We start from the raw sequence: 23,854 nt of genomic DNA, 5'->3' as shown, positions 1-23,854 counted from the left end.
TGCCGCTGGAGTGTCACCTGCCTGTGAGCGATCCGCTTCGTCTGCGCCAGCGTGCCCACGCGCGGGTCATCACCGGCCAAACCGTAAGGAGCGACATGGTCGGAGCGGGAGCCGCGGCGTTGCTGGTCACCCTCGCGGCCACACCGGTCGTGCTCGGCGCCATGCGACGCCTGGCCGCCATCGACGACGTCAACGAACGCTCCTCGCACCAGGTACCGACCCCGCGGGGCGGCGGCATCGCGGTAGTCCTCGGCCTCTTCGCCGGCGTGCTGGTTCTCCTGCTCGCCAGCGGTCACGGCGATGCCCCCGACCTGCTCCCGATGACCGTCGGGGTGACACTGTTCGGTCTCATCGGCCTCGCCGAGGACCTCGGCGGCGACGTGGGCGGCATAGCCCCACTGCGCCGACTGGCCCTGCAGCTGCTCGCCGGCCTGGTGGTGTCGACTGTGGTCCTCATCAGCGTGTCCCTCGACGACGCGGCGATCCTGCCGATGGCGGCGCTGCCCGCCGCCGCGCTGATCGGCCCGCTGTGGGTGACGGGATTCGTCAACGCCTTCAACTTCATGGACGGGATCAACGGCATCTCGGCCGCGCAGGCCGCAGTCGCCGGCGGTGCCCTCGTCGTCGTGGGCCATCTCCACGACGCGCCGGCCCTGGCCGCGGGCGGCGCCGTTCTTGCTGGGGCGGCGATCGGCTTCGCGCCGTTCAACTTCCCCCGCGCGCGGATCTTCCTGGGCGACGTCGGCAGCTACACCCTCGGCGCGGGCCTCGCCGCGCTCGCGCTCCATGGCGTCGTGACCGGGATCCCGGTCGAGGCGGTGGTCGCGCCGCTGCTGCTCTACCTCGCCGACACCAGCGCCACGCTGCTGCGCCGGGTCCGGCAAGGCGAGTGCTGGTACCTGCCCCACCGCACCCACACCTACCAGCGGCTCACCGATGTCGGCTGGACGCACACCCGGGTCACGGTCACGGTTGCCGGTCTCGTCACGGCGATGTCGGGTCTCGGGCTGCTGGGCACACGGGGCGGCATGGGTACCCGCAGCGCAGCCGACCTCACGATTGTCGCGCTTCTCACGGGCTATCTGAGCGCGCCTCGACTGGTCTTGTCCGCCCGCGCACGGATGCGCTTGCGCCGGGCGGCCGAACCAACCCGTCCCGCGCCGGCCGGACCCACTCCGGCCGACGGCGACATCGGGCTCGTTCTGCCACGACAGCGGCAGGCCGCCGATCCCTCGCTCGCCCTGGACCCGGCCGAGGCCGCCGGAATGACGCGGCTACCCGACCATCTCAGCGATCAGCGGTAAGCGCCGCGGGTCATGACGCGGACCGGGACACTCCCTCGACCGTCACGAAAATTGACTACTCTACGAATAGAATCAACAGCTGAGAGTAATGAAGCCTGACCAAATCGTCGAGGGTCTGCAGGAGGACTTCGTGATGTGCGGCTCCGGCCCCCCCAGGGTCCTGCTGGTCACCCACTACTTCCCGCCCGAGGTCGGCGCACCGCAGGCCCGGCTCTCGGAGACCGCCCGTGCATGGGCCGCCGATGGACTCGACGTCACCGTGCTGACCGGGCTGCCCAACCATCCGACCGGCGTAGTACCCGCCGCCTACCGCCGCACACTGCGCCGTGTCGAGCACATCGACGGGTACCGGGTGGTCCGCACATGGCTTTACGCGACACCGAACGAGGGCATCGCGCGCAAGACGCTCGGGCACCTGTCGTTCATGGTTTCCTCCGTGCTGCTCGGCGCCCGCAGTGCTGGCCCGGCCGACGTGGTCGTCGTCTCCTCCCCCACCTTCTTCTCTCTTGGGTCGGCCTGGATGTTGGCTCGGCTGCGGCGCGCGCGACTGGTCGTCGAGGTACGCGACCTGTGGCCAGCGATCTTCGTCCAGCTCGGCGTGATCAGGAACCGCTGGATCATCGCAACTCTCGAATGGCTCGAACTCGCCGCTTACCGCGCCGCCGATGCGGTCGTGACGGTCACCGAGGGTTTCCGCGAGAACATCATCGGACGCGGCATCCCGGCGGCCAAGGTGCACACGATCCCCAATGGCGTGGACGTCACACGGTTTCGTCCCGACCCGGAGGACCAGCGCGCCGCCATCCCCAGAATCCGGGAACGTCTCGGTGCTCGACCCGACGACCTGCTGGTTCTCTACATCGGCGCGCACGGCGTCTCCCAAGGGCTCGTCTTCGTCGCCGACGCCGCGGAGCAGCTGGGTCGGGAGGGGGCCCCGGTGCACTTCGCCTTCGTTGGCGAGGGCGCCGACAAACAACGGCTCGCCGCGCACGTCGCGAGACACAGACTGACCAACACGACCCTGCACCCGGCCGTCGCTCGCGACGAGGTACCCAGCCTGCTGGCCGCCGCCGACATCTGCCTGGTGCTACTGCGGGACGTTCCACTGTTCAACACCTTCATCCCGTCGAAGATGTTCGAGATGCTCGCCGCCGGCCGGCCGGTCATCGGCGCGGTGCGCGGGGAGGCCGCCCGCATCCTGGCCGACGCGGGCGCCGTGGTGGTGCCGCCTGAGGATCCAGACGCCCTCGCCGCCGCAATCAAGGCGCTGTCCACCAGCCCGCGCAGGCGCGCGCAGATGGGCCACACGGGCCATACGCACGTCGTCGCCCACTTCAACCGCGCGGACCTGGCCCGACGCTACCGCGATCTGGTCCTCGGACTGCTGCCAGTGGCGGACATCCCACACCCGCGGTCGCGGCCCACCGAGGCCGGCGACCGGAAAACTGTCCGGGCCCCGAACCCGACCGCACGGCCGTCCCCTGAGCGCGGCGACGTGGCCCCCTCGACCACACAGCACGGATCGGCAGCTTCGGAGGTGTCCGCATGAGACTGCTCGTGACCGGCGGAAGCGGGTTCCTGGGCCGGCGGTTCGTGGCACGGGCCCTGACGGAGGGGCACCAGGTCACGGGCCTCGCGCGCACCTCCCGGGCCGGAAACACCATCGCCGGGATGGGCGCGCTGGTCATCCGCGGCGATCTCGACGCCCCCGCCACCGTAGCCTCGGCGTTCCTCGCCAGTGGCTGCCGAACCTTGGTCACCATGTCCTCGCTCGGCTCCGGTCATGCGCGGACGATCGTGGACGCGGCCAGACAGTCCGGCATCGAAAGGGCCGTGTTCGTCTCTACTACCGGGGTCTTCACCACCCTCGACCCGCCGACAAAACAGGTCCGCATCGCGGCCGAGGACACCATCCGTACGAGCGGCCTTGACTGGACGATCATCCGTCCCACGATGATCTACGGTGGTCCCGACGACCGGAACATGTGCCGACTGCTCGCGCTGCTGCGCAGGACACCCGTGCTGCCGGTCCCCGGCGGAGGCCGCCATCTGCACCAGCCCGTACACGTCGACGACCTGGCGGACCTGCTGCTACGCGCCGTCGGGTCCGACGCGGCCCTGGGTCGGGCGTTCGACGTGGCCGGACCGGAACCGCTGCCCTTCCGGGAGATCGTGCGCGAGGCGGCCTCGGCACTTGGACGGCATGTCACCTGCATCCCGTTGCCGACAGCTCCGGCCGTCACGCTGACCGCCGTCTGCGAGCGACTCACCAGCCACCCATGGCTGAAGGCCGAGCAGATCACCCGGCTCACTGAGGACAAGGCGTTCCCGATCGAGGACGCGCGACAAAGCCTGGGTTACGCCCCGAGGTCGTTCGCCGACGGCATCGCGGCCGAAACCGCACTGTTGTGGGGACCGGGGTCCCCGCCGTCCCGGTCCTCCGAACAGGGCCGTCCGCCGATACCGCCGCAGCCGTCCGTCGCCGGCCGGATCGGCGTCCTCGCCCACGACCTGCGGAGAACGGCTGAGATCACGGACACCGGCACCGCTGCCCGCTTCGCCCTCGCCGTCGCGAGAAACGCCCCCTCGATCGTGCGCTCAGGCACGCTTACCAGGGCAGACGAGGCTATGGCCGGACGCGATCTCGTCTGCCGCCCCCTCGACAACGTCCAGATCCGACTACCCGGCGACGCCTTCGGCGCAGCGCGGGAGATGTACCTTCGCCGTGTCTACTTCGCCGAGCCCGGGTACGCCCCGGCCACCGGCGAGGTCGTGGTCGATCTGGGGGCGAACCAGGGACTGTTCTCAGTCCTGGCGGCCAGTGCCGGAGCCGATGTCATCGCAGTCGAAGCGCTTGCCGGCTACGCGACGGCATTCCACGAGCACGCCGCGGCAAACGGAGTCGCCCACCGTATCCGGCTCCTGAACGCCCTCGTCGGGGCATCCTCGGGGGTCCTTTCCCGCGCGGGCGACGACGGTGGGGGTTCCCGGGCACCCTGGCTCGCCGGAATACCTGTCCTGAGCATGTCCCAAGTCCTCGAACAGGGCGGCGTGGACCACGTCGATCTGGTGAAGATGGACATCGAAGGTTCCGAGTTCGCACTCTTTGAGGAATCAGACTGGCTCGACGCGGTCGACCGGATCGTGATGGAGGTGCATCCTGGCTTCGGGGCGCCAGACTCTCTCCTCGCCGTTCTGGCCGGAAACGGGTTCGAGGCCGCCCTCCTCGACAACTCTCTTCGGCGGACAGACGATCTAGCCGGAGCGCCGTCAGGCTATCTCTACGCCCGGCGACTTCGGGTCCCCTCGCCCCGCAGGCGGACGACGGCCGCCCCGGCGGACGCGGACCGGGCCGGCGCGAACCGGATTGACGCAGGCCCGGCCAACGCAGGCCCGGCCAACGCAGGCCGGGTACCCGCGTGACCGGGCCGTCGGGCGCGTCCGGCGTCCTGGTCGACTGCGCAGGTGCCCGCATGGGAGGCGCCCTGCGATTCCTCACCGAGTTGGACTCCTACCTGAACGCCCGCCCGGCAGCTCCGGTCCATCTGGTCGGGCGCGGGCGCGGCATGGCGCCGTCGTGGCTCGCCCGACGGGAGCGACCCGCCCGCTACCGCCGTGCTGTCGCACTCAACAACGTCGGCTTTGTCGCGTCGGGCACGCAGCGCTGGGTCCTGCTGCGGAATCTTCTGCACTTCCTGCCACCGGAGGACATCCGTCGGCTCCCCGGCGGGCTGCCGCCGAAAGTTCTCGGCACCGCGCACGTCGTCCGTGCATGCGCCCGCCGATCGGACGTCGTGGTGGTCCCGACCACCGCCATGGCTGAACGGGTGTCAGCGGCCGTGCCAGGACTGGCCTCCCGGATCGTCGTACGCCCCCATCCGCTGTCACCGATCCCCCGTCCTCGGGAAGACCGGGGTGCCGCAACCCCCTTGGGCACGCCAGGCACACCCGACTTTCTGTGTCCAGTGCTGTTCGCACCGTTCAAGGCCATGGGGGCGCTACTACGCCCGGTGGACGAGGCGGCTGAACTCGTATCGGAGGCGAGCGGCGCGGACGTGCGCGTCACGGTGACAGCCACTGCCTCCGAGGCGCGGGCCGAGGGTCTGGCCGGCGCCCACCGCCTGCGGTTCGTCGGACGGCTGTCGCCCGACCGCCTCGCCGGGCTCCAAAGAGGATGCCGTGCGCTCGTCTATCCCACGAGAATCGAGTCGTTCGGCTATCCACTCGCCGAGGCACGCCTGGCCGGTGTTCCGGTAGTGGCACCCGACACCGCCCAGAACCGGGAAGTCGCCGGGCCGGTTCTCACTCCCTACGACCGTGCGGATCCCGTCGACATCGCGGCCGCGATGCAGACAGCCATGCACGCCGTCTTCGCGCCGGAGGCGGCGAACCCCTTCGACCCCGAACGGTACTTCGACTGGCTGCTCAACCCGTCGGGAAGCCTGTCATGACTGCGCCCCGATCTCCGGGCAGGCGGGGTTGGCCGGTCCGCTACGACCCCGCGCGACCGGCCCCCGGCGCGCCGGCACCGGGAACGGTGCCGGCGAGCGCGATCATCCTTGCCCGGGACGAAGCGGTAAACATCGCGCGCGCGGTCGCCTCCGTCCAATGGTGCCGCCAGGTCGTCGTGGTCGACTCGGGCTCGACCGACGCAACCACCGACATCGCGCGGGCCGCGGGCGCGACCATCTGGCACGAACCCTGGCGGGGGTTCGCTGCCCAACGCGAGTGGGCGATGCGCGCGCAGGAAATCGCCCACGACTGGGTCTTCTTCCTCGACGCCGACGAATGGGTTTCCGTCGACCTCGCCCAGGAAATCGCCGCCAGGCTGGGAACCGAGGACTGCGCAGCCTACGCTCAGCGCCGTCGCCTGGTCTTCGCGGGCCGATGGATCGCCCACTGCGGCTGGTACACTAACAGCTGGCAGGCAAGGCTGCTCGACCGCCGACGGGCATCCTTCGACACAGCCGCCGAGTACGGCGAGCGGGCAACGGTGACCGGCAGAGTCCTGCGCCTCGCCGGGGACCTCGTTGACGAGGACGCTAAGGGGCTCCCGGCCTGGCTCCGTAGGCATGTGGGCTACGCCGAGCTGGAGGCACGACGACGCGCGGCCGAACCGTCGCCGGCCCGCCAACTGCTCACGGCTGTCCGCGCCCGCGGGACCTCCACCAGGCCCCTGGCCCGGGCACTGGCCAAGGAGGTCGTCTACCCGCTCGTCCCGGCGCGGCCGCTCGCACTCTTCGTCTATATGTATGTTCTGCGGGCGGGCTGGCGGGACGGGTTCAGCGGGCTGCTGTTCTGCTTGTACCACGCGTGGTACGAGCTGACGGTCACAGCGTTGGGTCGCATCCCGCTCACCGCCGGAGCGGCCGGCACCGGGAACCTCCCATCCGGCCGGGATGCCGTAGGGCGGGCCGGCGTGGCGATCCCCGCCCAGCGAAGCGCGGAGAGACCTCGGGAGGCCACGCCCGCCGAGAGCACGCCCGCCGGAACCACCGCGCGATGACAGGCCCCGCACGTACTGGGCGTTACCTCCGTACGTTGGCCACGCTGCGGCCAGCCCAGGTGCGGTCGCGGCTGCGGCTCCACGCCCAGCGAGCCGCTTTCACGCACGCCCCCCGCATCGCCACGGCGCTGCTCTCCCATGACCATGTGTCGGGATGCTGGCCGAACGACTTCACTCCGTTCGACGGCCGAATCGCGCGATCGGACACCGGCCCTACGGCGGACGAGATCGTGCGGGGGCACATCACCTTGCTCGGCGCCACCCGGCGCCTCCACCCAGCCGGGTCCGGATCCGTCGATGTGGACTGGAACCAGATCCACGCCCCCATGCTGTGGCGATACCACCTGCACTACTGGGACTGGGCCTGGGCGCTGACCCGATCCGACGACGGCGGGCAGATCTTCAGCGGCCTCTACCACTCCTGGCGTCACGCCGTCCGAGTCGGCCAGGGCGTTGCTTGGGCACCCTATGTCGCCTCGCTGCGGGCCTGGACGCTGTGCGGACTCTGGCACCCGCTAGTGCGCGGCACCGCCGCGGAGGACGCGGTACGGGCAGATCTCGGGCTGCACCGGTCATTCCTGCGCGGGCATCTGGAGACCGACGTCGGCGGGAACCACCTGCTGAAGAACTACAAGGCCCTCATCGGCCTCGCGGTGGCCGACACCGACGGACTGGATCGACGCCGATGGATCGGCACGCTGCTCGGCCAGCTGGAGCGGCAGGTGCTCGGAGACGGCGGCCACTACGAACGGGCGCCCGCCTACCACTGTCAGGTTCTGGCCGACCTCGATGATCTCGCCTCGCTGCTGAGAGCGGTCAGTGTCGATGTGCCAGCGGCACTGTCCGAGGCCATAGACAGGATGCGCGGCTGGCTCGCTGACGTACTCGGCCCGGACCAGGCTGTACCACTCCTCAACGACGGTTACCCCGTCCCCCAGGCCGCCGTGGACGACCTGCTGGGTAGCTCACCCTCGACCACAGTCCCCGGGTCTGATCCGACGGACGTGGCCATCTGCAGTCTGCTGGCCGACAGCGGTCTCGCGGTGCTGCGCGCGGGCCCCTGGCATCTCATCGCCGACGTCGGCCCGCCCTGCCCGGACGACCTGCCGGCGCATGCCCACGCCGACACGCTTTCGTTTCTTCTCTGGGCTGATGGCAGGCCAGTTCTGGTCGACACTGGCACCTCCACCTACGAACCCGGGCCCATTCGGGACACTGAACGCTCAAGCGCCGCGCACTCAACAGTCGTCGTCGACGGCTCGGACTCGACCGAGGTCTGGGGAGCCTTCCGGGCCGGTCGCCGCGCCAGGCCAGAGCTGATCCGAGTCACCTGTCGCAACCGTGAGGCCACGCTGACAGCGTCTCATGACGGCTACCGACATCTGCCCGGTCGACCAATGCACCAGAGAACCTGGCAGCTCGATCCGGCCGGACTCATTCTCCGGGATCGAATCACCGGCGCCGGACGCCATCGGGTCGAGATCCTCCTCCAGCTCGCGCCTGGAACGGATGCGACGGTAGCGGGTGCACCCAACGATCTCCACGTGGTCATCGCACCACCGGCCGGAAGAGAACTCGTCCTGCGCCCGGCCACGCCGCCCCGATCCAGGTCGGCTGGCCGACCCGAGAAGACGAACCAGCACGGCGTCTGGGAACTTCGCAAACGTCGGCATGCAGTCGGTTGGCAGGCCACCGTGTCTGCTTGCACCGTCGTCTATGCCACGGAAGCCAGCCTACCAGTCGAAATCGATCTTCAGATCGGCTACCGGGCGGACACCGACGCCACATCACCCCGGGAGGTCCCGACCAGCCGAACGGAAGGCCGCCCGCAGAATCCCGGAACCAGCAACCCCAGCCCAGCCTGAAGGAGACCAACCGTGGTCAAGGCACCAGGAGTACGCAACGTCGCAGAGCACCTGTCCCATCGGCTGGTACTGCGGCGACGGATGCCTCCTCCCTTCGGCCGTACCAGGCTTTACGTCTGCTCCGAGGGTGGGCTGAAGTACCTGCGCCCGCGTCTCACGGAGATCGATCCGATGCTCACATCCCTGGCCGACGAGCTTGTCCGTCCCGGGGACGTCATCTGGGACATCGGCGCGAACGTGGGGCTGTTCACCTTCGCCGCCGCCACCGCGGCGACCAGGACCGGCAAGGTCCTCGCCGTCGAGCCGGACACCTGGCTGGTCAACCTAATCCGCCGGTCGTTGCGGATCCCCAACGACCGGGCCCGGATCGACGTGCTCCCTGCCGCCGTTGGATCGGCGGTAGGCATCAGCCGGTTCTGTGTGGCGAGTCGGAGCCGCGCAACAAACCATCTCGACGGCTTCGGAAGCAGCCAGACAGGCGGCGTTCGTGCGGTGGAAACTGTGCCCACCTTCACCCTGGACAGCCTGCTCGGCCATTTCTCCGCACCGGACGTCGTGAAGATCGACGTGGAAGGGGCGGAACACGCGGTGTTCAGCGGCGCCGAGGAGATCCTGAGCCGGGTGCGACCGGCCGTCATCTGCGAGGTCATGGAGTCGAACTCGCGGCGGGTCACCGAAACGCTACACCGCTGGGACTATCGGATTCTTGACGCGACCGAGCCGCCCGAGCACCGGCGGTCTCTCGCGGCCGCGCCGGTCTCGACGCTGGCTGTACCCGTGGAGAGAGGCTAACCGCGCCCGACCGCCCAGCGAAGCCAGCTCCCATCAAGGCTCCGACACGGAGACAACGAGCCCATTCCGCCGGCGCCTCAGTCCGAGCATCAGAATGTAGTAGCCTGCCGCCGAACAGCAGGGTACTGCCACTGACGCCCACGCCGTCCCGGCGAGCGAACCACTACGGACCGCGACAAGCAGCAGGGCCCCCGCCAGCAGGCCCACCGGTACCTGGACGGCGATGATTCGATAGCCCGCCGACATGCTCATGAGCACGTGAATGAGCAGATAGTCGACCGTCTGCGGGACGATCCCGAGAACCAGAATCCGCGTCACGTCGCTGGCCGGGCTGAACTCCGCCCCGTAGAAAACGCCCACGATGACAGGCGCGCAGACGACCAACGGTATCGCCATTGTGGTTGCCAGGACCGCGCTTCGCATGATCGCCTGACGGACCAAGCTCGCCTGCTGTTCCTCCGCGGTGACCGAACGGAGCTGGCTGAACATCACGAGCGACCTCGCCTGCGCGAGAGTCGCGCAGGCCGTCGCCAGAGATGCGGCCACGCCGTAGAAGGCGACCTGCTCATTCGACATGAAGGCCGCCACCAGAAGCAGATGGAGGCGGTAGGCGATCTGGGTGCCGACGACAGCGGAATAACATTTGCGGGCGGTCCTCGCGAACTCCCTCGTCGGTAGCATGCGGCGACGTGCGCGTAGCCCGGCAATGCCGCCGAGACCGCGGAAGAGGAAGACGAGCGCAGGTCCCACGCTAAGCAGTCCGAGCGCAAGCAGCCAGACACCCACGTCCGTAAGGCCGACCAGCACGAAGGCCAGGAAAGTTACCAGCGCCATCGCGCCGGGGGTGAGCCGGACCACCTGGAACTCAGTCGTCATGCGGCCCCGTCGCTGAGCGAGTCCCACCGCGGTGGAGGCTGCCACGGCTGCCGCGACCGCGCACGCGGCACCCACCACACCTGGCGGACCCAACCAGGGCTGGACGTCGAAGACCGCGAACAATGTAAACAGAACCAGGCCACACAATCCGGCCAGTGCCGTGTGCAGCAGCAGCGGCCCCAGCAGGAACTCGTCACTGCCGGTGTCGACGACCAGTGCTTGGGAAACCCCGAGACACAAGTACGCCCCGACCGACACGGCCCAGGTCTGGGTAGCCAGGAACTCGCCGCGGGCCTGCGGGCCGAGAGCACGGGCGGCCACCACGCTGACGGCGATTCCGAGGAGCATGCCGGCCAGGCTGCCACCCATCACCGCCGCAGTCTGCCGCCCGGAGAGGTCACGATGCCGCCGCCGGCCTGGCGTCGGGACGGGTTCGGCGGGCCTCGCCTGCGGCGGGGTCGTGCTGGTCAGCGAATCCGACGTCATCGCCGCACCAGACCGCCGGCCCGACGGCGGACCGCGCTCCGCGTCGCCTCGGCCTCGGCCGATCGACGCGGCCGGGGTATCAGGGCTTCGATCTCCGCCGCCATCCGGTAGGCCACGTTCTCGCCCGGACACGGAGTCATACGCCGTGCCTCCTGACTGGCTCGGAACATGGCTTCGCCCAGTCCGCGGATGTCGCCGGTTCGGTAGCGCCAGCACGTGGCCGGGTCGAGCAGGTCATCCGCCGCGGCCACGCGATCGCTCGCGACGACGGGAAGGCCGTTAGCCACTGCCTCGTTGACGACCAGTCCCCAGCCCTCGCGATGCGAGGGAACAACGAGCACATCGGCGGCAAGATAGTAATGACCGAGATATTGATGATCGCAGGCTCCGACCAGGGTCATGGTGGCTTCGCCCAGCACCTGACGCTCGACCTCGGGCCGCTGCGGGCCGTCGCCCACGATCACCAGGTGGGACCGTCCGGGAGTCTTCGCGAGGTACTCCCTGAATCCGGCGACGACGTCCAGTGGCGCCTTCTCCGGAGAGAGGCGGCCTACGTACAGGAAGACGAACCCCGGCTCACCGAGTTCGGCCCGTAGCCTTCTCGCCTCATTTGGATCACCCAGCGGTGGCTCGGGCACCGTGTAGGGGATGAGGGTCCTGTTGTGGAATCCCAGTTGGTTCCAGTACCGTTCGTTAGCCGAACCGATGGCCCAGATCCTGGCGCATGTTCCGAACAATGCCTGCATGGCCCAACGCCTGGCGAGCCGACGCCCGGCACCGCTCTCCGCCGCGTCCAACGGATTGGCGTCCGCCCTGGTGACGATCGGCAGACCTCGGCATCTGGCGACTGTCAGGGCCACGAGCTGAGCGGGTCTGCGGTACCCGAACGAACAGACCATTTCGACCCGGGTGCTCACGAAAATGTTGGCCACCGCGATCAGCTGCGACCAGAACCCCGCGGGCAGCGTGACGTGGGGGTGGTTCAGATTTCCGTTCCCCCATCCTCGCCCACCGTCATCCCCTCGACAGTAGAGCACCTTGATCTGAACGTTCAGCAACCGGCGTGAGAGCTCGTCGAGCACCGGCGTCCGCTGCGGAGTGGGCCGCTCGATCAGGAATAGCACGGTCGGCGGCCGACTCGACGGTTTCCTGGAGACACGTGCCGACCACGAGCCAGTAAAGAACCATGAGAACAGTCCCCCCGCTGAAGAGCCACGCCTCGAAGAAAGCATTTACGAGACCTCCCACGACTACCACACCGAAGACCGTGGTCCGCCGCACCCGCAGCGTCGGCCAGATGACCAGCGGCACAAGCAGAACCACCACGACAAGTCCACTCACACCCAGCGCTGCCACAATGGCGATATAGGAGCTGGCCCCGTCGAAAGCGACGGTTCCGGCTCCGAACCCAATTCCGGTCAGCGGCTGCGAACGTGCGGCATCGATTCCCGCCTGCCAGAACTCGCTTCGCGTATCCACGGTCACGAACATCGAGCTGCTAGTCGTCTCGCCGATCCCCTCCGACAGGAGACTGTTCACCAGCAGCCAGGCCAGCATGAGACCGAAGAACCAGACCACCATCCGGACGCGCGGCTGCCGCAGCAAGAAGACCCCGTAGAGCAGGCCCGCGACCGTGGCCAGCGCGCTCGCTCTGGAAGCGGACTCGAATATCAACCAGAGAGCCCCGAGACCGACCACCGCCCCCGCGCGGCCGCGTTCCAGGCAGAATGGCAGAGTCAGGGCACACATAAGCCCCAGACTGTTCGGATTCGCGAAGATTCCGGCAGTGTCCCCTCCTACCGGGAACAGCCCCGAAACTGCCACGAAGGTCGAGAGCAGGACCAGTATGGCGAGAAGGGGCCACAGGAGGTCGGATATTTCCCGGGGTGTGAACAGCCGGGATGCCGCCCGTACGATCAGCCAGGAGATCGCCACCCCGACCGCCGCCTCCGTTGTCGCGGTAGGGCTGGGCGACCAGAAAGCGGATATCATTGCCAGCAGGGCCAGTCCCCCGAGCAACCGGTGGACACGAACAGCGGCCCGCGACGGCGTACATGCGGGACGCCAAGCCGCACGGGAAACCAGCAGGAACACGAACGGGATAGCGCCAAGTCTCGCTTCTGCGGGGAGAGCCAAGGCATCCGTCGACAGCACTGGCAGGGTGTAGCAGACGAGCACCAAACCGAGGGCCAGCCGCATGTTGGATTCCGCGACCACCACGACAAGGCAGTAGGCAGCCGCTCCTACAGCGTAAAGCCCGAGCCCACGGTTGAAGACGGGCAGGCAGGCGAAGCCGACAGTGAGGATGGCCAGACAGGCGGTCAACGCTCTCGGGCGGACGCGGTCCAACAACGGCATCCGGTCGAATACCTGCAGCGACATAACACCTCCGACCGCTAGCTGGAAGTCGCGAGAACACGGCATACGGGCCCCACGCGCGGACCCCGAAGACTCACGGCGCCCTCGACGAATCCAGCCGCCTCTGCAGCCGCCCAGCAGCCGGTCTCGCGGAGTATCACACCAGGACGGTTTCCTCCGCCGAGTCGTCAGGCATCCCTGCCGCCATATCGCGATCCGTGTCGCGAGGGGCATCGTCGACAACCGGACGGACATCGCCTTCGGACATATATATCGTGTGGTCAGGAACATTTACACGGACAACGGCGCCAGCGCCGATCACGCAACCCCGGCCTATAGTGGCCGGACCGATGATGAGGGAGCCCGCACCAATCCAGGTACCCGCACCGACCTCGATCCGTGTCCCACGACCCGCGCCTGCTCTGCGGGTGCGACCGCCGATCTCGTGTGTTCCCGCCAGAAACATCACGCCCGGCGCGATGTCCACCTGCTCGCCGATGCGGACCTCCGCGCCAGCGCCACCGTAGACGCGCACCTCGTGACCGACGAAGGCGTCGCGACCGATGTGGAGCGCGGGGAGGTAGAATCTGGCCGATGCCACACAGCGGGCGGTTCGGTCCACATCAAAGCCCGACCGCTGTAGCAGCATAGCCCGCCATCTGTATCCACGGGTCAGCGGAGGCAGACCGGCCAAGAACCGAGCGACCCGCGCGGGAACCGAGCGGCCGGAGGAGAGGACCAGCCCGGTCATGGGAACTGGCCACGGCGCAGAACGACGATGTCGTTGGGCCTCATGTACGACATCGGACCGGCCGACGCGAGTGCGAGCGGCCGGCGCAGCTCGATGCGCAATCCAACCGACGCCACGGTGGTGTCCCAGGGAACTCTGTCCCCGTACGGTCGTAGCCGGGTGTAGCTCCGTGGGGGCCTCGGGTGGAGGTCGGAGTCTCGCTCCGTTCCCACCATGAGATGGCCCATCAGACGCTCTGTCCGGCGCGCAATGGACCGGGCGCGTGGCACTGTCAGCAGCAGCGCCCCGCCCGGCCGCAATAGGCGCGCCAGCCTGGCGACAGCGCCACCAGGATCTTCTAGATACTCCAGCACCGCGATCGCCAACACCAGATCGAACCGTCCGTCGGCGTTGACCGAGACCGCGTCCAGTGTCCCGGCGGCACGACGCACCTCCCTAGGCGGGGTCGACGTCGCCCGACCCAGGACAGCATCCATAGCCGCGTGGCCCGATACTCCGGCCCTGAGCATCTCCAGCGACGGATCGAGGTCAAGCACAAAAGAGGCCCGGTCCGAACACAGCAGGCTGAATATTCCCGGGCCTCCACCAAAATCAAATACCCACGGACAATCGACCCCGGCCAGCAGCGATTCGATGACGTGTGCGACGACACGCAAACGCTCCTGGAAGGAGGGATGGTCCGCATAGCGATCCACCCAGCTACCTGCGATCTGATCGAAGTACCGACCGGTCGTCGGTTGCCCCAGACCTCCGGACCCCAGCGAGGGGCCTTGCCTCCCGCCGGCCATGACACTTGTCCGGGCGCCGACCTGCCGCATTTTATCTCCTTTCGCGTCGTTCGCCCACCGGCCCGTACAGGCCCGTCCCCGGAGTGAAGTATGCATGCCGGAGGGTCACCGTCCCGGTCTTGCTTCGGCGTGCGTGTCCCGCCCTTCCGGCTCGACAAGAGGACATGACACAAAACTTCGCCCATCCGACTTGAAACCGGGAGGTGACGGTTTGAGTACCTAAGGGGGTAACAAAGTTTACCGACACGCAGACATCAGATGCCGTCGCCCAGCTGGATCATCATTACCATGCTTGACCGTGACCAGTTCTTCTAGTGCCCGCCAGCCGGCCACGGAACCAGTTTCCACTGTTCCCGACACCTCGCCTGGCGTCATCGATGCGCAACTGTCCCACGAAGCCGGGGACGGCGATCGGCGAAAAGTGCTACTTATCGCCGCGTCCATCGGCCAAGGTGGCGGAATCGAGCGCTACCTTGCCCAGGTAGAGGAAGCCCTCCGGATGGCTGGTGTCGAGGTCCACCGACTTAACCTGGTGGACGTCGACGGGAAGCTCACCTGGCCAGACCGTCTGCGGTTCGTGGTACGGACTTTGGTGACGGCTCGTCGTCTCGGTCAGCTGGACGCCATCGTAACCGGCCTTCACACCTTGGTACCCGTCGGCGCCGCCGCAGCGACACTGACCGGCACCAGGCATGCACCGGTGCTGTATTATCTGCAGGATGTCTGGATGATGCGCCCTTTCAAGACCGCCGTACTCAGACACCATCCATCACTTTTCCCGGTGACTATCAGTAATTACACGGCAGGTGCTCTCTCGATGATCGATAGGGCTCCGATAATAGCTCCCAGCATCGCCCCTTCCTGGCGTTCGAGGCTGTTGGCGGAGGGAGCTCGACGAAGCGAACCCGCAGAGGTCCCGACCATTCTCAGCGTCTTCCGTCTGCCCGACTGGAAAGGCAAGGGGCTGCGGACCCTACTGGCCGGAGTTGCCGGGGCCCGTGAGGTGGTGGGGCCTGTTCACCTCGTCGTCGCGGGCCAGGGCCCGGCGCCTACCGTGGTACGCGAGCTGATCGCCTCCCACCAGGACGTCGAGCTGCACGAAACACCTCCGGACGACGTGCTGACCCGTATGTACGGCACCGCGGACCTGTTCGCGTTGTGCACACGAACCGATCCACCCCACGACGGCGAGGGGTACGGAATGGTGCTGCTCGAGGCACAGCTCGCCGGGTGCGCGGTCGTCGGCCCGGCATCTGGCGGGTGCCGGGAGGCGTACCGCGAGGGAATCACCGGTCTCACCCCGCGGGACGAATCGGCTGCGGCGCTCACCCACACCCTGATCGATCTGCTGAGCAACCGGCACCGACTCGCTGAGATGGGACGGGCGGCGACCCGGAACGCGGAAGCGGTGACCCGTCCGGAGGACTTCATCGCGAACGTCGTGAACATACTCGTTGGCGGGCCAGGGCCAGCGCGCCCGCACAAGATCCCGAAGCAGACGAGAAGGACGGCTCCCGCGACGGTGAGCCGACAATCGCCCTGAACGACCCGGCCGCCAAAAGGCCAAGGCCGTGCAGTTAGGGCGTCGAGGCTGGTGTCAAGGGGTGGCTCCGATCCTGGGCTGCCGGATGCGGACAGCGGAGCTCCCGGTAGAACGACTTGTCCGCCAAGACGAGTCGTTGCCGGTAGGAGCTCCGCTGTCCACATCAGCATCTCGACAGGACCGATCATGGTGTCCGTCAATCGATGGATACCAGCGGCAGCCCCGAGATCAGCGGCCATTGTTCCGTCCAGCCACCCGGGTGAACGTATTGGTGGGCACAGTTCTCCGCGAAATCGATCCGCACCAGCCCCGCGACGTCCAGGTCCACGTGGACGGGGTCCACAAAAAATGCGTTCACACCATTACTCTCCACGGTGACGAACTCGTATCCGAGCCGGGCGAAGAAAAGTTGCCAGCCTCCGAGCGATACACCGTAGTAGAGACCCGACCTCCGGTCGCCGTAACCGAAGGAGTTCTGGTAGGGGACCGTGAGCGCAGCTTTTGGCCCGTAGGCAGAATTGTATTCCACACAGACCACGCGGGGACGGAAGTCAGCGGCGAACAGAGCCTGCGCCACATGGAAGTCCATCCCGTCAATGTCCAGTGAGAAGAAATCCGGGGTGCGGGTTCGACACCGGTCCAGAATAATCCCTATCTTCGCCGGCTCCACAAACGCGTGCAGATAATGGACACCGTGGTTCATCGCCCAAAGCACTCTCTTTGCGTGCCGCGACTTCAACGGGTCACCCTCCACCATCACTCCGCTATACTTCTTAACAAAGGCCAGGTAGGCGGTGTTGTTCTCCAGCCCGTCGGCCGCCCCGATCTCGACGAAGTACCGGGTCTGTACCTTCAGCCGGGAAAGTAGTTCTTCGATGATTCCGTCCTCGCCGTTCTGGCTGAAGGCGGAGAACTCCCAGGATGCCGTGTTCCTCGGCTGGAACCTGCGGGTGGCCGCGTTCAGCGCACCCCGCGCACAACCCATCGACATCCGGTTCACATGCAGGAAATTCGAATTGACAAAGTTGGCCGGCGCCAGCAGCATCCTCTTGGTAGCGGTTCTCATAATGCGCACCCTACCTCCGCCCCAGAGGAAACCCACACGATCTGGTGTTCCGGCGTGTCCACACATCGATGTGGTCGGCAAACCGTCGTTGACCCATCTCGAAACGAAGGTCCGATAGTCGAGGTTTCGTCGATTCGAACCGATCGCAGCTGCCACCAACCAGCCAGGCTCTAACGATTGACGAATCAACCGATATCCTCAGGACGCGGACATCCTCCGGCTCCCCGTCATGAATCAGCGGGTGTGGAACGTCCTCCTGATGGATACGGCAACCTCTGTTACTCCCCATGGCGGAACGCCCGACTGTTACGCGCGTCGACGGGCTGAGTGCAGTCCTGTGTGCACAAGCACCCGGCACGGACTGAGGACGGGCCGCAGGATGGTGAGACGCACGGGAGGCGCAATCGGAACGCATCGATACGGCTGCCGGTAAGCTCGCCGCCCTGCATGAACGTGGACATTTCCGCGCGGCGGGGACGGCGCTCGTGGCGGCCGGGACAGCCGCCCGTGGCGTGGTTCCCCCGGTCACCGCGGCGGACGACGATCTTGTGGATCCACTGGGCGGCGACCTCGATGCCTTCCGCGCGTGCGCGGATGCTACCGAGGCCGCCCTCGACCCACCGACCCGTCTGCTCGCTGTCCTCCTGGGCGCCGCGGCCCCCCGTTAAATGCCCGGGGCCGGCCTGGCACGCCTATCCCGTCAGGCGCCGCCCATCATGCGCAGGCTGGCCGGACGGCCGCCGGCTTCCCGCTTCAACGTGTTGCGACATGCGAAATCCCATCGACCGTAGGCCCGGGCGACTGGACGGCACGGCGAGCGAGGGCTTGCCGGCTACGAGCGGCTCCGCGACGCCGGATGCCGAACCAGAGGCCGTCATCGACGCCGCCACGACTCGGTTTGTGGGTCCGGACTGCGCGCTCCTGAGTGACGCGGGGCCGGCCACGCGTGCGGAGCCGTTCGGCAGCGCGGATGGCCCAGCGGTCGACGGCGGGACAGACGTAGTCATCGAGGCGGTCGCGACCGGCGCGGCGGACGCCGCTCCCACCGCGGACGATGAGGCCTGGGCGTTCGGGGCGGTAGCCGCCGAGTGCGCACGGGCGCCACGCGAGGCAACGGTGACCCTGATCGGCTCGACCCCTGAGGGCAGCCAGCGGAGCCGGTCCCCCATTCCCGCAGCCAGCTCAGCACCCGCTCGCCGACCAGCGGGCGGGAGACGAAGTATCCCTGGACCTCATCGCACTGCCAGGCCGCAAGCGACGCCCACGAACGCGACGTCTCGACCCCCTCGGCGACGATCCGCAGCCGGAGCGCGTGCGCGAGCGCGACCGTGGACCGGACGATCTCCACCGCCGAGGAGTCTCGATCGATGTCACGCAGGAACCGCTGGTCGAGCTTCACCTCGTCCGCGGGGAGCTCCCGCAGGTAGGCGCACGAATCCGCAGTCGACGATGACCGAGGCGGGTACGTTCACCGACACGGCCAGCGCGGAGCCTGCGGCGTGCCAGCGGGCGCAGTCGGCGAGGGCTATGTCGAGGACCCGCTGGGTCAGGCGCCCCATCAGGCCGGCGCGTTCCATCTCGGGCAGGAACATGTCCGGCGGGCGGAGCCCGCCGGTGGGATGGCGCCACCGCACCAGCGCCTCGACACCGCCGATCCGGCCGCTGCGCATTTCGGCCTTGGGCTGGTAGCGGAGTTCGATCTGGCCGTCGTCCAGCGCCTCCCACAGGTCGGCCCGCAGCCCCAGCTGGGCACGGTCGCCGAGCTGGCACGCAGGGTCGTAGACCCGCTGGCCGGTGTGGGATCCCTTGGCCGCGTACATCGCCTCCTCTCTGCCGGGCGACCGCCTCGGCGCCGGCGAGGTCGACGTCCCGCAGCAGTACCGCGAACTCGTCGCCGTCGACCCGCGCGAGCAGGTCGGCGGGATGCACAGCACGGAACGCAGCCGCGCGCTGACGGTGGCCAGCACGCGGTCACCGTAACGCGCCGCCCAGCCGGCCGAGATCACCCGACCGCTCGACACGGTTCACCTGGCGAGCGCGGTCGAGCCCTTCGGCGTCACCGGGCCGGTCGGCTCGCTCACCGGCCCTGCGCCGGTCATCTGGGGGCGGTGGCCCCCAGGAGGGCGGCGAGTAGCCGGTCCAGCGGTTCGAGAGCGGCCTCGATGACTTCCGCGCACGCGCGGAAGTCATCGAGGCCGCCACCGAGGGGATCCCCGAGGTCGTCGTCATCGGGAGCGTCCGGGGGCGCCACGCCGCGCGCGCCCGCGCCCGCCGCCCCGAGCGCCATCCCGGCGGCGCGCAGCCGTCCACTGGGATGGCAGCCGGCGACCTCGTCGGCGAGCGCGTCGATGTATCGCGGTGCCACCGCCTCCGCCAGGCGCGCGAACTCCCGCAGGGTGAAGGTCCGCCGGACGGCACGCGGTACGAGCTCGACGATCCGGGCCCGATGCGCCCGCGTCGCGCAGAGCACGATGTCGGCCTCCGCCACCATCATGGGCGTGACCTGACGCGAGCAGAATCCGATGTCGTCCGCGCCGCGTTCGCGCAGCACCGCCGCGGCCGTCGGCTCCATGGGCGTGCCGGGGAACGCCCGCACACCCGCGCTACTGACCCGGGCCGAAGCCTCCGGTGGACCAGGCAGGCCCGCCACCGCCGTGAGGCGACGCAGGCGAGCCGCGGCCAGGCGCTCGGCCATCGGCGAGCGGCAGAGGTTGCCGGTGCAGACCATCAGCACCGACCAGTCGGCACGCTCCCCGATGTTCTCCGAGCGCCTGGCCATCGCGCTACCCGCCCATCTCGCCGCGCCTACGACACCAACTACCTACAGTGCCCGAACGGATACTAGCCAAGCGGGATCGGTCCGCTGCGCGCACCGCCGGCGAAGCGCGCGACCAGATGGCGAGGGCCGGAAACGATCACCTCGGCTAACCCGCCATGCGTCCGTCCTGAACGGGCTGGGACGGCCGTCGCAGGCTCCCCCGCTCGCCACGCGATGGCGGCGGCCGGAGACCTGCCTGCCACGACGGGCCGGTAGCGGACGGCACTGCCACCGGTCGCGCCGACGTGACGGGCTGCGCGGCACCCAGCGCCGCTCGCGCTCCGCGCCGAGGCGTTGATCGCCTCCCGCCCGCCGTGGCGGCGCCGTTCCCGATCGGCGCAACGGCTCCCGATCCGGCTGTCGATCCTGATCCTGCTGCCAGCGCGGCGGGCCCGCGGGCGACGGACCCCTGGGTGACGGACCCGACCTTGATCGGACCCGTCGCGGGAGCCTCCCCCAGGGAGGGCAGCCGCCGGAACCGGTCGCCCCACTCTCGCAGCCAGCTCAGCACCCGCTCACCGACCAGCGGCCGTGAGATGAAGTACCCTTGGACCTCGTCACACTGCCAGGCCGCGAGGTGCTCCCAGGACTGCGACGTCTCGACCCCCTCCGCGACGATGCGCAGCTGCAGCGCGTGCGCGAGCGAAACCGTGGAGCGCACGATCGCGGCAGCGGACGTGTCCCGGTCGATGTCGCGCAGGAACCGCTGGTCGAGCTTCACCTCGTCGGCGGGCAGTTCCCGGAGGTACGCGAGGGAGCAGAGACCGGTGCCGTAGTCGTCGAGGCTGACCCGCACGCCGTGGTCACGCAGACCGGCAAGGGTTCGCTGCGCCTTCTCCAGGACCGTGATCAGCCCGTCCTCCGTGACCTCGACGACGAGCACCGCCGCGGGCAGGCCGTGACGTTCCAGCGACCCGCGGACCAGGTCGACGAAACCGGGATCGACGATGACCGACGCCGGCACGTTCACCGAGACCGCCAGCTCGGCGCCGGCGCGATGCCAGCGGGCACAGTCCGCCAGCGCGATGTCCAGCACCCGCTGGGTCAGCCGGCCCATCAGGCCGGCGCGTTCCATCTCGGGCAGGAACATGTCCGGCGGGCGCAGCCCGTCGATCGGATGGCGCCAGCGCACGAGCGCCTCGACGCCGCTGATCCGACCACTGCGCATGTCGGCCTTGGGCTGGTACCGCAGCTCGATCTGGCCGTCTTCCAAGGCCTCCCGCAGGTCGGCCCGCAGCCCGAGGCGGGTGCGGTTACCAAGCTGGCAGTCGGGGCTGTAGACGCGCTGGCCGCTGTGGGAACGCTTGGCCTCGTACATCGCGGCCTCGGCCCGCCCCATGAGCTCCTGCACGCTCCGGCCGTGCTTGGGCGCGTGCGCGATGCCGATGCTGACATCGGCCGGGACCGGCAGGTCGTCCAGCTGGACGGGCAGCCGGAGCACGTCGCGGATCCGCCGGACGACCGCCTCCGCGCCGGGGAGGTCCGTCCCCGGCAGCAACAGCGCGAACTCGTCGCCGTCGACCCGCGCGAGCAGGTCGGTCGGGCGGATCACCGAGGACAGCCGAGCGCTGACGCTCGCGAGCATCCGGTCTCCGTGCTCGTGACCGAGAGCCCCGTTGATGTCCCGCAGGCGGTCGAGATCGATCAGGATGAGCGCCGCGGACGGCGGGCCGCCGGCCCGGTGGCCACCGCCGAGCGACCGGGAGGCCGTCCGTATGAAGTACCGGCGGCCCGGCAGGCCGGTGAGGCTGTCGGTGTCGTTGCGGCGGCGTCGGCCGAGCGCGACTGCGCGCCCGCCGAGCCCGAACACGGGCAGCCACGCCACCGCGGCCGCCGCCAGCGACATCGTCACCGTGGCGGTCGGCACCAGCGCCCTGCTGGCGAGATACCAGGCGACGATCATCATGAGGACGGCGACGGCCCTGCGGCCCGGCGCCCCTGGCCACCGCCCGACGGTCGCCGGGTCCGGACCCGGCGCCGAGTCCGGATGCGGCGCCGAGTCCGGATGCGGCGCCGAGTCCGGGTCCGCGGGCGGCACCGCGGCCGGTGTCGGGGCTGCCGGACACACCGGCCGGTTGGGCGGGCCGACCTGTCCCACCCGCGGGCCCGCCGAGGTCGTCACCGACCATGAATCCGGGATCACACGGGAAGCGCGGCGAGGCTTTCCCTCAGTACCGGCCGGTTTGTCGACACCACTGCCGCGGGGCACCGCCGCCACCGTGGCGGATGCCCGCCACGGTGACACGGCGCGCGGCGCGGCGAGGCGCCGGAGCCGGCCCACACGCACCGATGTCGTCACGGGCCCTCACCCGCCGGACCAACCAGAGATCTGACTTGCCTGACCATACGATTTGCCCCCGAAGTCGAACCTGTTCCGCCCGGAACGAAGCTCCCCTTCGCTTTGGCCGCTGCCCGATGGGCGGCAACCTGCGCATGGTTCGTTCGTCCCGCGGTGTGCGAGCGTAACCCACACGAGTCGGCAGATTATCCGACGCCCGGCATTTCCGGACCCGGCGCAACCGAACCCGACCGCGTGCTTCTCTTCGGGAGGAACACGTCGCCGGCCGAATTACCGACTAGCGGCCATCGTTCGGCGGCACAACGCCACGACATTGGCGTTTCGTGGTCTGCATGTGGTCCACCTAGAGCATCTGCATGTGGTCCGCCTAGAGCAAAGGACACAGGGGTGCGGGACTACCCAATGCCACAGGGAGCAACACCGCCGCGCCTTCCCCGGCTAGTCGCTGACTGTTACCCTCATAGCGGGCAGATGCGGCTCGACTGCCGGAAATACGACGAACAGCAGGAACGCGACAGTCAGCAGCAGCAGGAGCCCGGCTAGCGGGATCCGAACCCTCCCGGGCCCTGGCAGGTGTCGGTAGATCCAGCCGTACATTCTCGTTTCCCCCTACTCGTCCGCGAGCGCCGGAGGTGGTCCGTCGGCCCTGTCAGTTGTCTGGTCAAGCTCGGCGAAGACGATGAGTCTGCTCCGTGCCGAGAATCGCGGATGACAGGTCGTCAGCGTCATAATTGCGCTGGTGGGCGCAATACCGGGGTGTTCCGGAACTGGGTAGGTCACGTCCAGCCGGTGTGGGTCGACGACCTCCGACCGGGTCACCCGATAGGTGAAATACCGATCGGCGACCTCCACCACGATCGGATCGCCCACCCGCAGCTCGTCCACCCGACCGAACGGCTTTCCGTACGTCGTACGGTGGCCGGACACGACGAAGTTCCCCACCTCGCCGGGCATCGCCGTCCCGGGGAAATGCCCTGGTCCGCGGCGCAGCGCGTCCGCTGACACGCCTTCGACGATGACCGGCGCGTAGTCCGCGCCGAAGCGCGGCACCCGTAGCACCGCGAGCCCCTCACCGAGGTCGACGGGCGGCACGGCCCGCGGCGGGCCGGTCTCACCGGTGGGCGCGGGGGGCGGGGGCCTGTGCGCCCAGGCGGTGGTCAGGTCCTGGCGGAGGTCACTCTGCGTCCGGGCCGCCAGGATGTCGGTGATCCAGAGCTGGTAGACGAGAAAGAGCACCACGACCACACCCGCCGTGATCATGATCTCGCCGAGGCCACGGGTGACCCGTCCGCCGACCGGACGAGCCGCCAGCGCCGCCGACGGGTACCGCCGCCGCGGGCGGCCGGGGCCCCCCCCCCCCCCCCCGCCCCGGGGGGGGGGCGGGGGCCCGCCCCGCGACAGG

At 68.8% G+C, this 23,854-nt stretch carries 21 protein-coding genes; 10 read left to right on the top strand and 11 right to left on the bottom strand.

The window, feature by feature from the left end:
* Positions 1 to 95 precede the first annotated feature (95 nt).
* The 7 genes from MXD62_RS32745 (at position 96) to MXD62_RS32715 (ending at position 9,467) form a co-directional block, all read left to right on the top strand.
* Positions 96 to 1,304 carry a glycosyltransferase family 4 protein gene (locus tag MXD62_RS32745; protein WP_248833224.1) on the top strand — a complete coding sequence of 403 codons (1,209 nt, stop codon included), beginning with the start codon at positions 96 to 98 and terminating at the stop codon, positions 1,302 to 1,304.
* An 88-nt stretch (positions 1,305 to 1,392) separates the two neighbouring features.
* A complete protein-coding gene (locus MXD62_RS32740; protein WP_248833223.1) occupies positions 1,393 to 2,853 on the top strand; it encodes a glycosyltransferase family 4 protein in 1,461 nt (486 codons plus the stop codon).
* Positions 2,850 to 4,727, top strand: a complete 1,878-nt coding sequence (locus MXD62_RS32735; protein ID WP_248833222.1) for an FkbM family methyltransferase — start codon at positions 2,850 to 2,852, stop codon at positions 4,725 to 4,727. The genes MXD62_RS32740 and MXD62_RS32735 overlap by 4 nt, the downstream gene beginning before the upstream one ends.
* A gap of 50 nt (positions 4,728 to 4,777) precedes the next feature.
* Complete coding sequence (locus MXD62_RS32730) at positions 4,778 to 5,755, top strand: glycosyltransferase (RefSeq protein WP_248833221.1); 978 nt, start codon at positions 4,778 to 4,780, stop codon at positions 5,753 to 5,755.
* Entirely contained in the window at positions 5,752 to 6,810 is a 1,059-nt protein-coding gene (locus tag MXD62_RS32725) for a glycosyltransferase family 2 protein (protein WP_248833220.1), read from the top strand. The genes MXD62_RS32730 and MXD62_RS32725 overlap by 4 nt, the downstream gene beginning before the upstream one ends.
* The gene (locus tag MXD62_RS32720; RefSeq protein WP_248833219.1) at positions 6,807 to 8,675 is read left to right on the top strand and encodes a heparinase II/III family protein; all 1,869 of its coding nucleotides are present in this window, start codon (positions 6,807 to 6,809) and stop codon (positions 8,673 to 8,675) included. Before MXD62_RS32725 ends, MXD62_RS32720 begins: the two co-directional genes overlap by 4 nt.
* Positions 8,676 to 8,687: 12 nt before the next feature.
* Positions 8,688 to 9,467, top strand: coding sequence for an FkbM family methyltransferase (locus MXD62_RS32715; RefSeq protein ID WP_248833218.1), 780 nt, complete (start codon positions 8,688 to 8,690; stop codon positions 9,465 to 9,467).
* A gap of 33 nt (positions 9,468 to 9,500) precedes the next feature.
* Here MXD62_RS32715 and MXD62_RS32710 read toward each other — a convergent pair whose 3' ends face one another.
* From MXD62_RS32710 to MXD62_RS32690, 5 genes are all read right to left on the bottom strand, one after another.
* Positions 9,501 to 10,712 carry a hypothetical protein gene (locus MXD62_RS32710; RefSeq protein ID WP_248833217.1) on the bottom strand — a complete coding sequence of 404 codons (1,212 nt, stop codon included), beginning with the start codon at positions 10,710 to 10,712 and terminating at the stop codon, positions 9,501 to 9,503.
* A gap of 113 nt (positions 10,713 to 10,825) precedes the next feature.
* Positions 10,826 to 11,911 carry a glycosyltransferase family 4 protein gene (locus MXD62_RS32705; protein ID WP_248833216.1) on the bottom strand — a complete coding sequence of 362 codons (1,086 nt, stop codon included), beginning with the start codon at positions 11,909 to 11,911 and terminating at the stop codon, positions 10,826 to 10,828.
* The gene (locus MXD62_RS32700; RefSeq protein WP_248833215.1) at positions 11,844 to 13,211 is read right to left on the bottom strand and encodes an O-antigen ligase family protein; all 1,368 of its coding nucleotides are present in this window, start codon (positions 13,209 to 13,211) and stop codon (positions 11,844 to 11,846) included. The genes MXD62_RS32705 and MXD62_RS32700 overlap by 68 nt, the downstream gene beginning before the upstream one ends.
* Positions 13,212 to 13,344: 133 nt before the next feature.
* Entirely contained in the window at positions 13,345 to 13,836 is a 492-nt protein-coding gene (locus MXD62_RS32695; protein ID WP_165938418.1) for an acyltransferase, read from the bottom strand.
* Between the two features lie 98 nt (positions 13,837 to 13,934).
* Positions 13,935 to 14,633 carry a class I SAM-dependent methyltransferase gene (locus tag MXD62_RS32690; protein WP_248833214.1) on the bottom strand — a complete coding sequence of 233 codons (699 nt, stop codon included), beginning with the start codon at positions 14,631 to 14,633 and terminating at the stop codon, positions 13,935 to 13,937.
* A 592-nt stretch (positions 14,634 to 15,225) separates the two neighbouring features.
* On the opposite strand from MXD62_RS32690, the gene MXD62_RS32685 reads away from it, so the two are divergent.
* Entirely contained in the window at positions 15,226 to 16,269 is a 1,044-nt protein-coding gene (locus MXD62_RS32685; RefSeq protein ID WP_248833213.1) for a glycosyltransferase family 4 protein, read from the top strand.
* 196 nt (positions 16,270 to 16,465) lie between these two features.
* Here MXD62_RS32685 and MXD62_RS32680 read toward each other — a convergent pair whose 3' ends face one another.
* The gene (locus MXD62_RS32680) at positions 16,466 to 17,314 is read right to left on the bottom strand and encodes a hypothetical protein (RefSeq protein ID WP_248833212.1); all 849 of its coding nucleotides are present in this window, start codon (positions 17,312 to 17,314) and stop codon (positions 16,466 to 16,468) included.
* A 506-nt stretch (positions 17,315 to 17,820) separates the two neighbouring features.
* Here MXD62_RS32680 and MXD62_RS32675 point away from each other — a divergent pair.
* Positions 17,821 to 18,003: a hypothetical protein gene (locus tag MXD62_RS32675; protein ID WP_248833211.1), complete on the top strand. Its 183-nt coding sequence runs from the start codon at positions 17,821 to 17,823 to the stop codon at positions 18,001 to 18,003.
* Between the two features lie 335 nt (positions 18,004 to 18,338).
* Here the strand turns inward: MXD62_RS32675 and MXD62_RS32670 are convergent, their stop codons facing one another.
* Positions 18,339 to 18,734: an EAL domain-containing protein gene (locus tag MXD62_RS32670; protein WP_248833210.1), complete on the bottom strand. Its 396-nt coding sequence runs from the start codon at positions 18,732 to 18,734 to the stop codon at positions 18,339 to 18,341.
* Entirely contained in the window at positions 18,706 to 19,155 is a 450-nt protein-coding gene (locus MXD62_RS32665) for an EAL domain-containing protein (protein WP_248833209.1), read from the bottom strand. The genes MXD62_RS32670 and MXD62_RS32665 overlap by 29 nt, the downstream gene beginning before the upstream one ends.
* Here MXD62_RS32665 and MXD62_RS32660 point away from each other — a divergent pair.
* Positions 19,142 to 19,315, top strand: a complete 174-nt coding sequence (locus MXD62_RS32660; RefSeq protein WP_248833208.1) for a hypothetical protein — start codon at positions 19,142 to 19,144, stop codon at positions 19,313 to 19,315. The two genes, MXD62_RS32665 and MXD62_RS32660, sit on opposite strands and share 14 nt — an antisense overlap.
* 115 nt (positions 19,316 to 19,430) lie before the next feature.
* Here MXD62_RS32660 and MXD62_RS32655 read toward each other — a convergent pair whose 3' ends face one another.
* From MXD62_RS32655 to MXD62_RS32645, 3 genes are all read right to left on the bottom strand, one after another.
* Entirely contained in the window at positions 19,431 to 20,114 is a 684-nt protein-coding gene (locus tag MXD62_RS32655; protein WP_248833207.1) for a protein tyrosine phosphatase, read from the bottom strand.
* A gap of 145 nt (positions 20,115 to 20,259) precedes the next feature.
* Positions 20,260 to 22,251 carry a bifunctional diguanylate cyclase/phosphodiesterase gene (locus MXD62_RS32650; protein ID WP_248833206.1) on the bottom strand — a complete coding sequence of 664 codons (1,992 nt, stop codon included), beginning with the start codon at positions 22,249 to 22,251 and terminating at the stop codon, positions 20,260 to 20,262.
* A gap of 810 nt (positions 22,252 to 23,061) precedes the next feature.
* A complete protein-coding gene (locus MXD62_RS32645) occupies positions 23,062 to 23,853 on the bottom strand; it encodes a class E sortase (protein ID WP_248833205.1) in 792 nt (263 codons plus the stop codon).
* Between the last annotated feature and the right edge of the window lies 1 nt (position 23,854).

Origin of the sequence: Frankia sp. Mgl5, from assembly GCF_023242985.1 — a bacterium.
GTDB classification, from domain to species: domain Bacteria; phylum Actinomycetota; class Actinomycetes; order Frankiales; family Frankiaceae; genus Parafrankia; species Parafrankia soli.
The sequence above is the reverse complement of the archived record's forward strand: the minus strand, read 5'-3'. Positions and strand labels throughout refer to the sequence as shown.

Coding starts and splice junctions, on each gene's coding strand:
- MXD62_RS32700 (WP_248833215.1), bottom strand. CDS start 13,211: ATGTCGCTGCAGGTATTCGACCGGATGCCGTTGTTGGACCGCGTCCGC.
- MXD62_RS32680 (WP_248833212.1), bottom strand. CDS start 17,314: ATGCTGCTGGCGCCGGCCAACTTTGTCAATTCGAATTTCCTGCATGTG.
- MXD62_RS32685 (WP_248833213.1), top strand. CDS start 15,226: ATGGCTGGTGTCGAGGTCCACCGACTTAACCTGGTGGACGTCGACGGG.
- MXD62_RS32665 (WP_248833209.1), bottom strand. CDS start 19,155: ATGTACGCGGCCAAGGGATCCCACACCGGCCAGCGGGTCTACGACCCT.
- MXD62_RS32730 (WP_248833221.1), top strand. CDS start 4,778: ATGGGAGGCGCCCTGCGATTCCTCACCGAGTTGGACTCCTACCTGAAC.
- MXD62_RS32735 (WP_248833222.1), top strand. CDS start 2,850: ATGAGACTGCTCGTGACCGGCGGAAGCGGGTTCCTGGGCCGGCGGTTC.
- MXD62_RS32695 (WP_165938418.1), bottom strand. CDS start 13,836: ATGCTGCTACAGCGGTCGGGCTTTGATGTGGACCGAACCGCCCGCTGT.
- MXD62_RS32720 (WP_248833219.1), top strand. CDS start 6,807: ATGACAGGCCCCGCACGTACTGGGCGTTACCTCCGTACGTTGGCCACG.
- MXD62_RS32725 (WP_248833220.1), top strand. CDS start 5,752: ATGACTGCGCCCCGATCTCCGGGCAGGCGGGGTTGGCCGGTCCGCTAC.
- MXD62_RS32745 (WP_248833224.1), top strand. CDS start 96: ATGGTCGGAGCGGGAGCCGCGGCGTTGCTGGTCACCCTCGCGGCCACA.
- MXD62_RS32655 (WP_248833207.1), bottom strand. CDS start 20,114: ATGGCCAGGCGCTCGGAGAACATCGGGGAGCGTGCCGACTGGTCGGTG.
- MXD62_RS32710 (WP_248833217.1), bottom strand. CDS start 10,712: ATGGGTGGCAGCCTGGCCGGCATGCTCCTCGGAATCGCCGTCAGCGTG.
- MXD62_RS32740 (WP_248833223.1), top strand. CDS start 1,393: ATGAAGCCTGACCAAATCGTCGAGGGTCTGCAGGAGGACTTCGTGATG.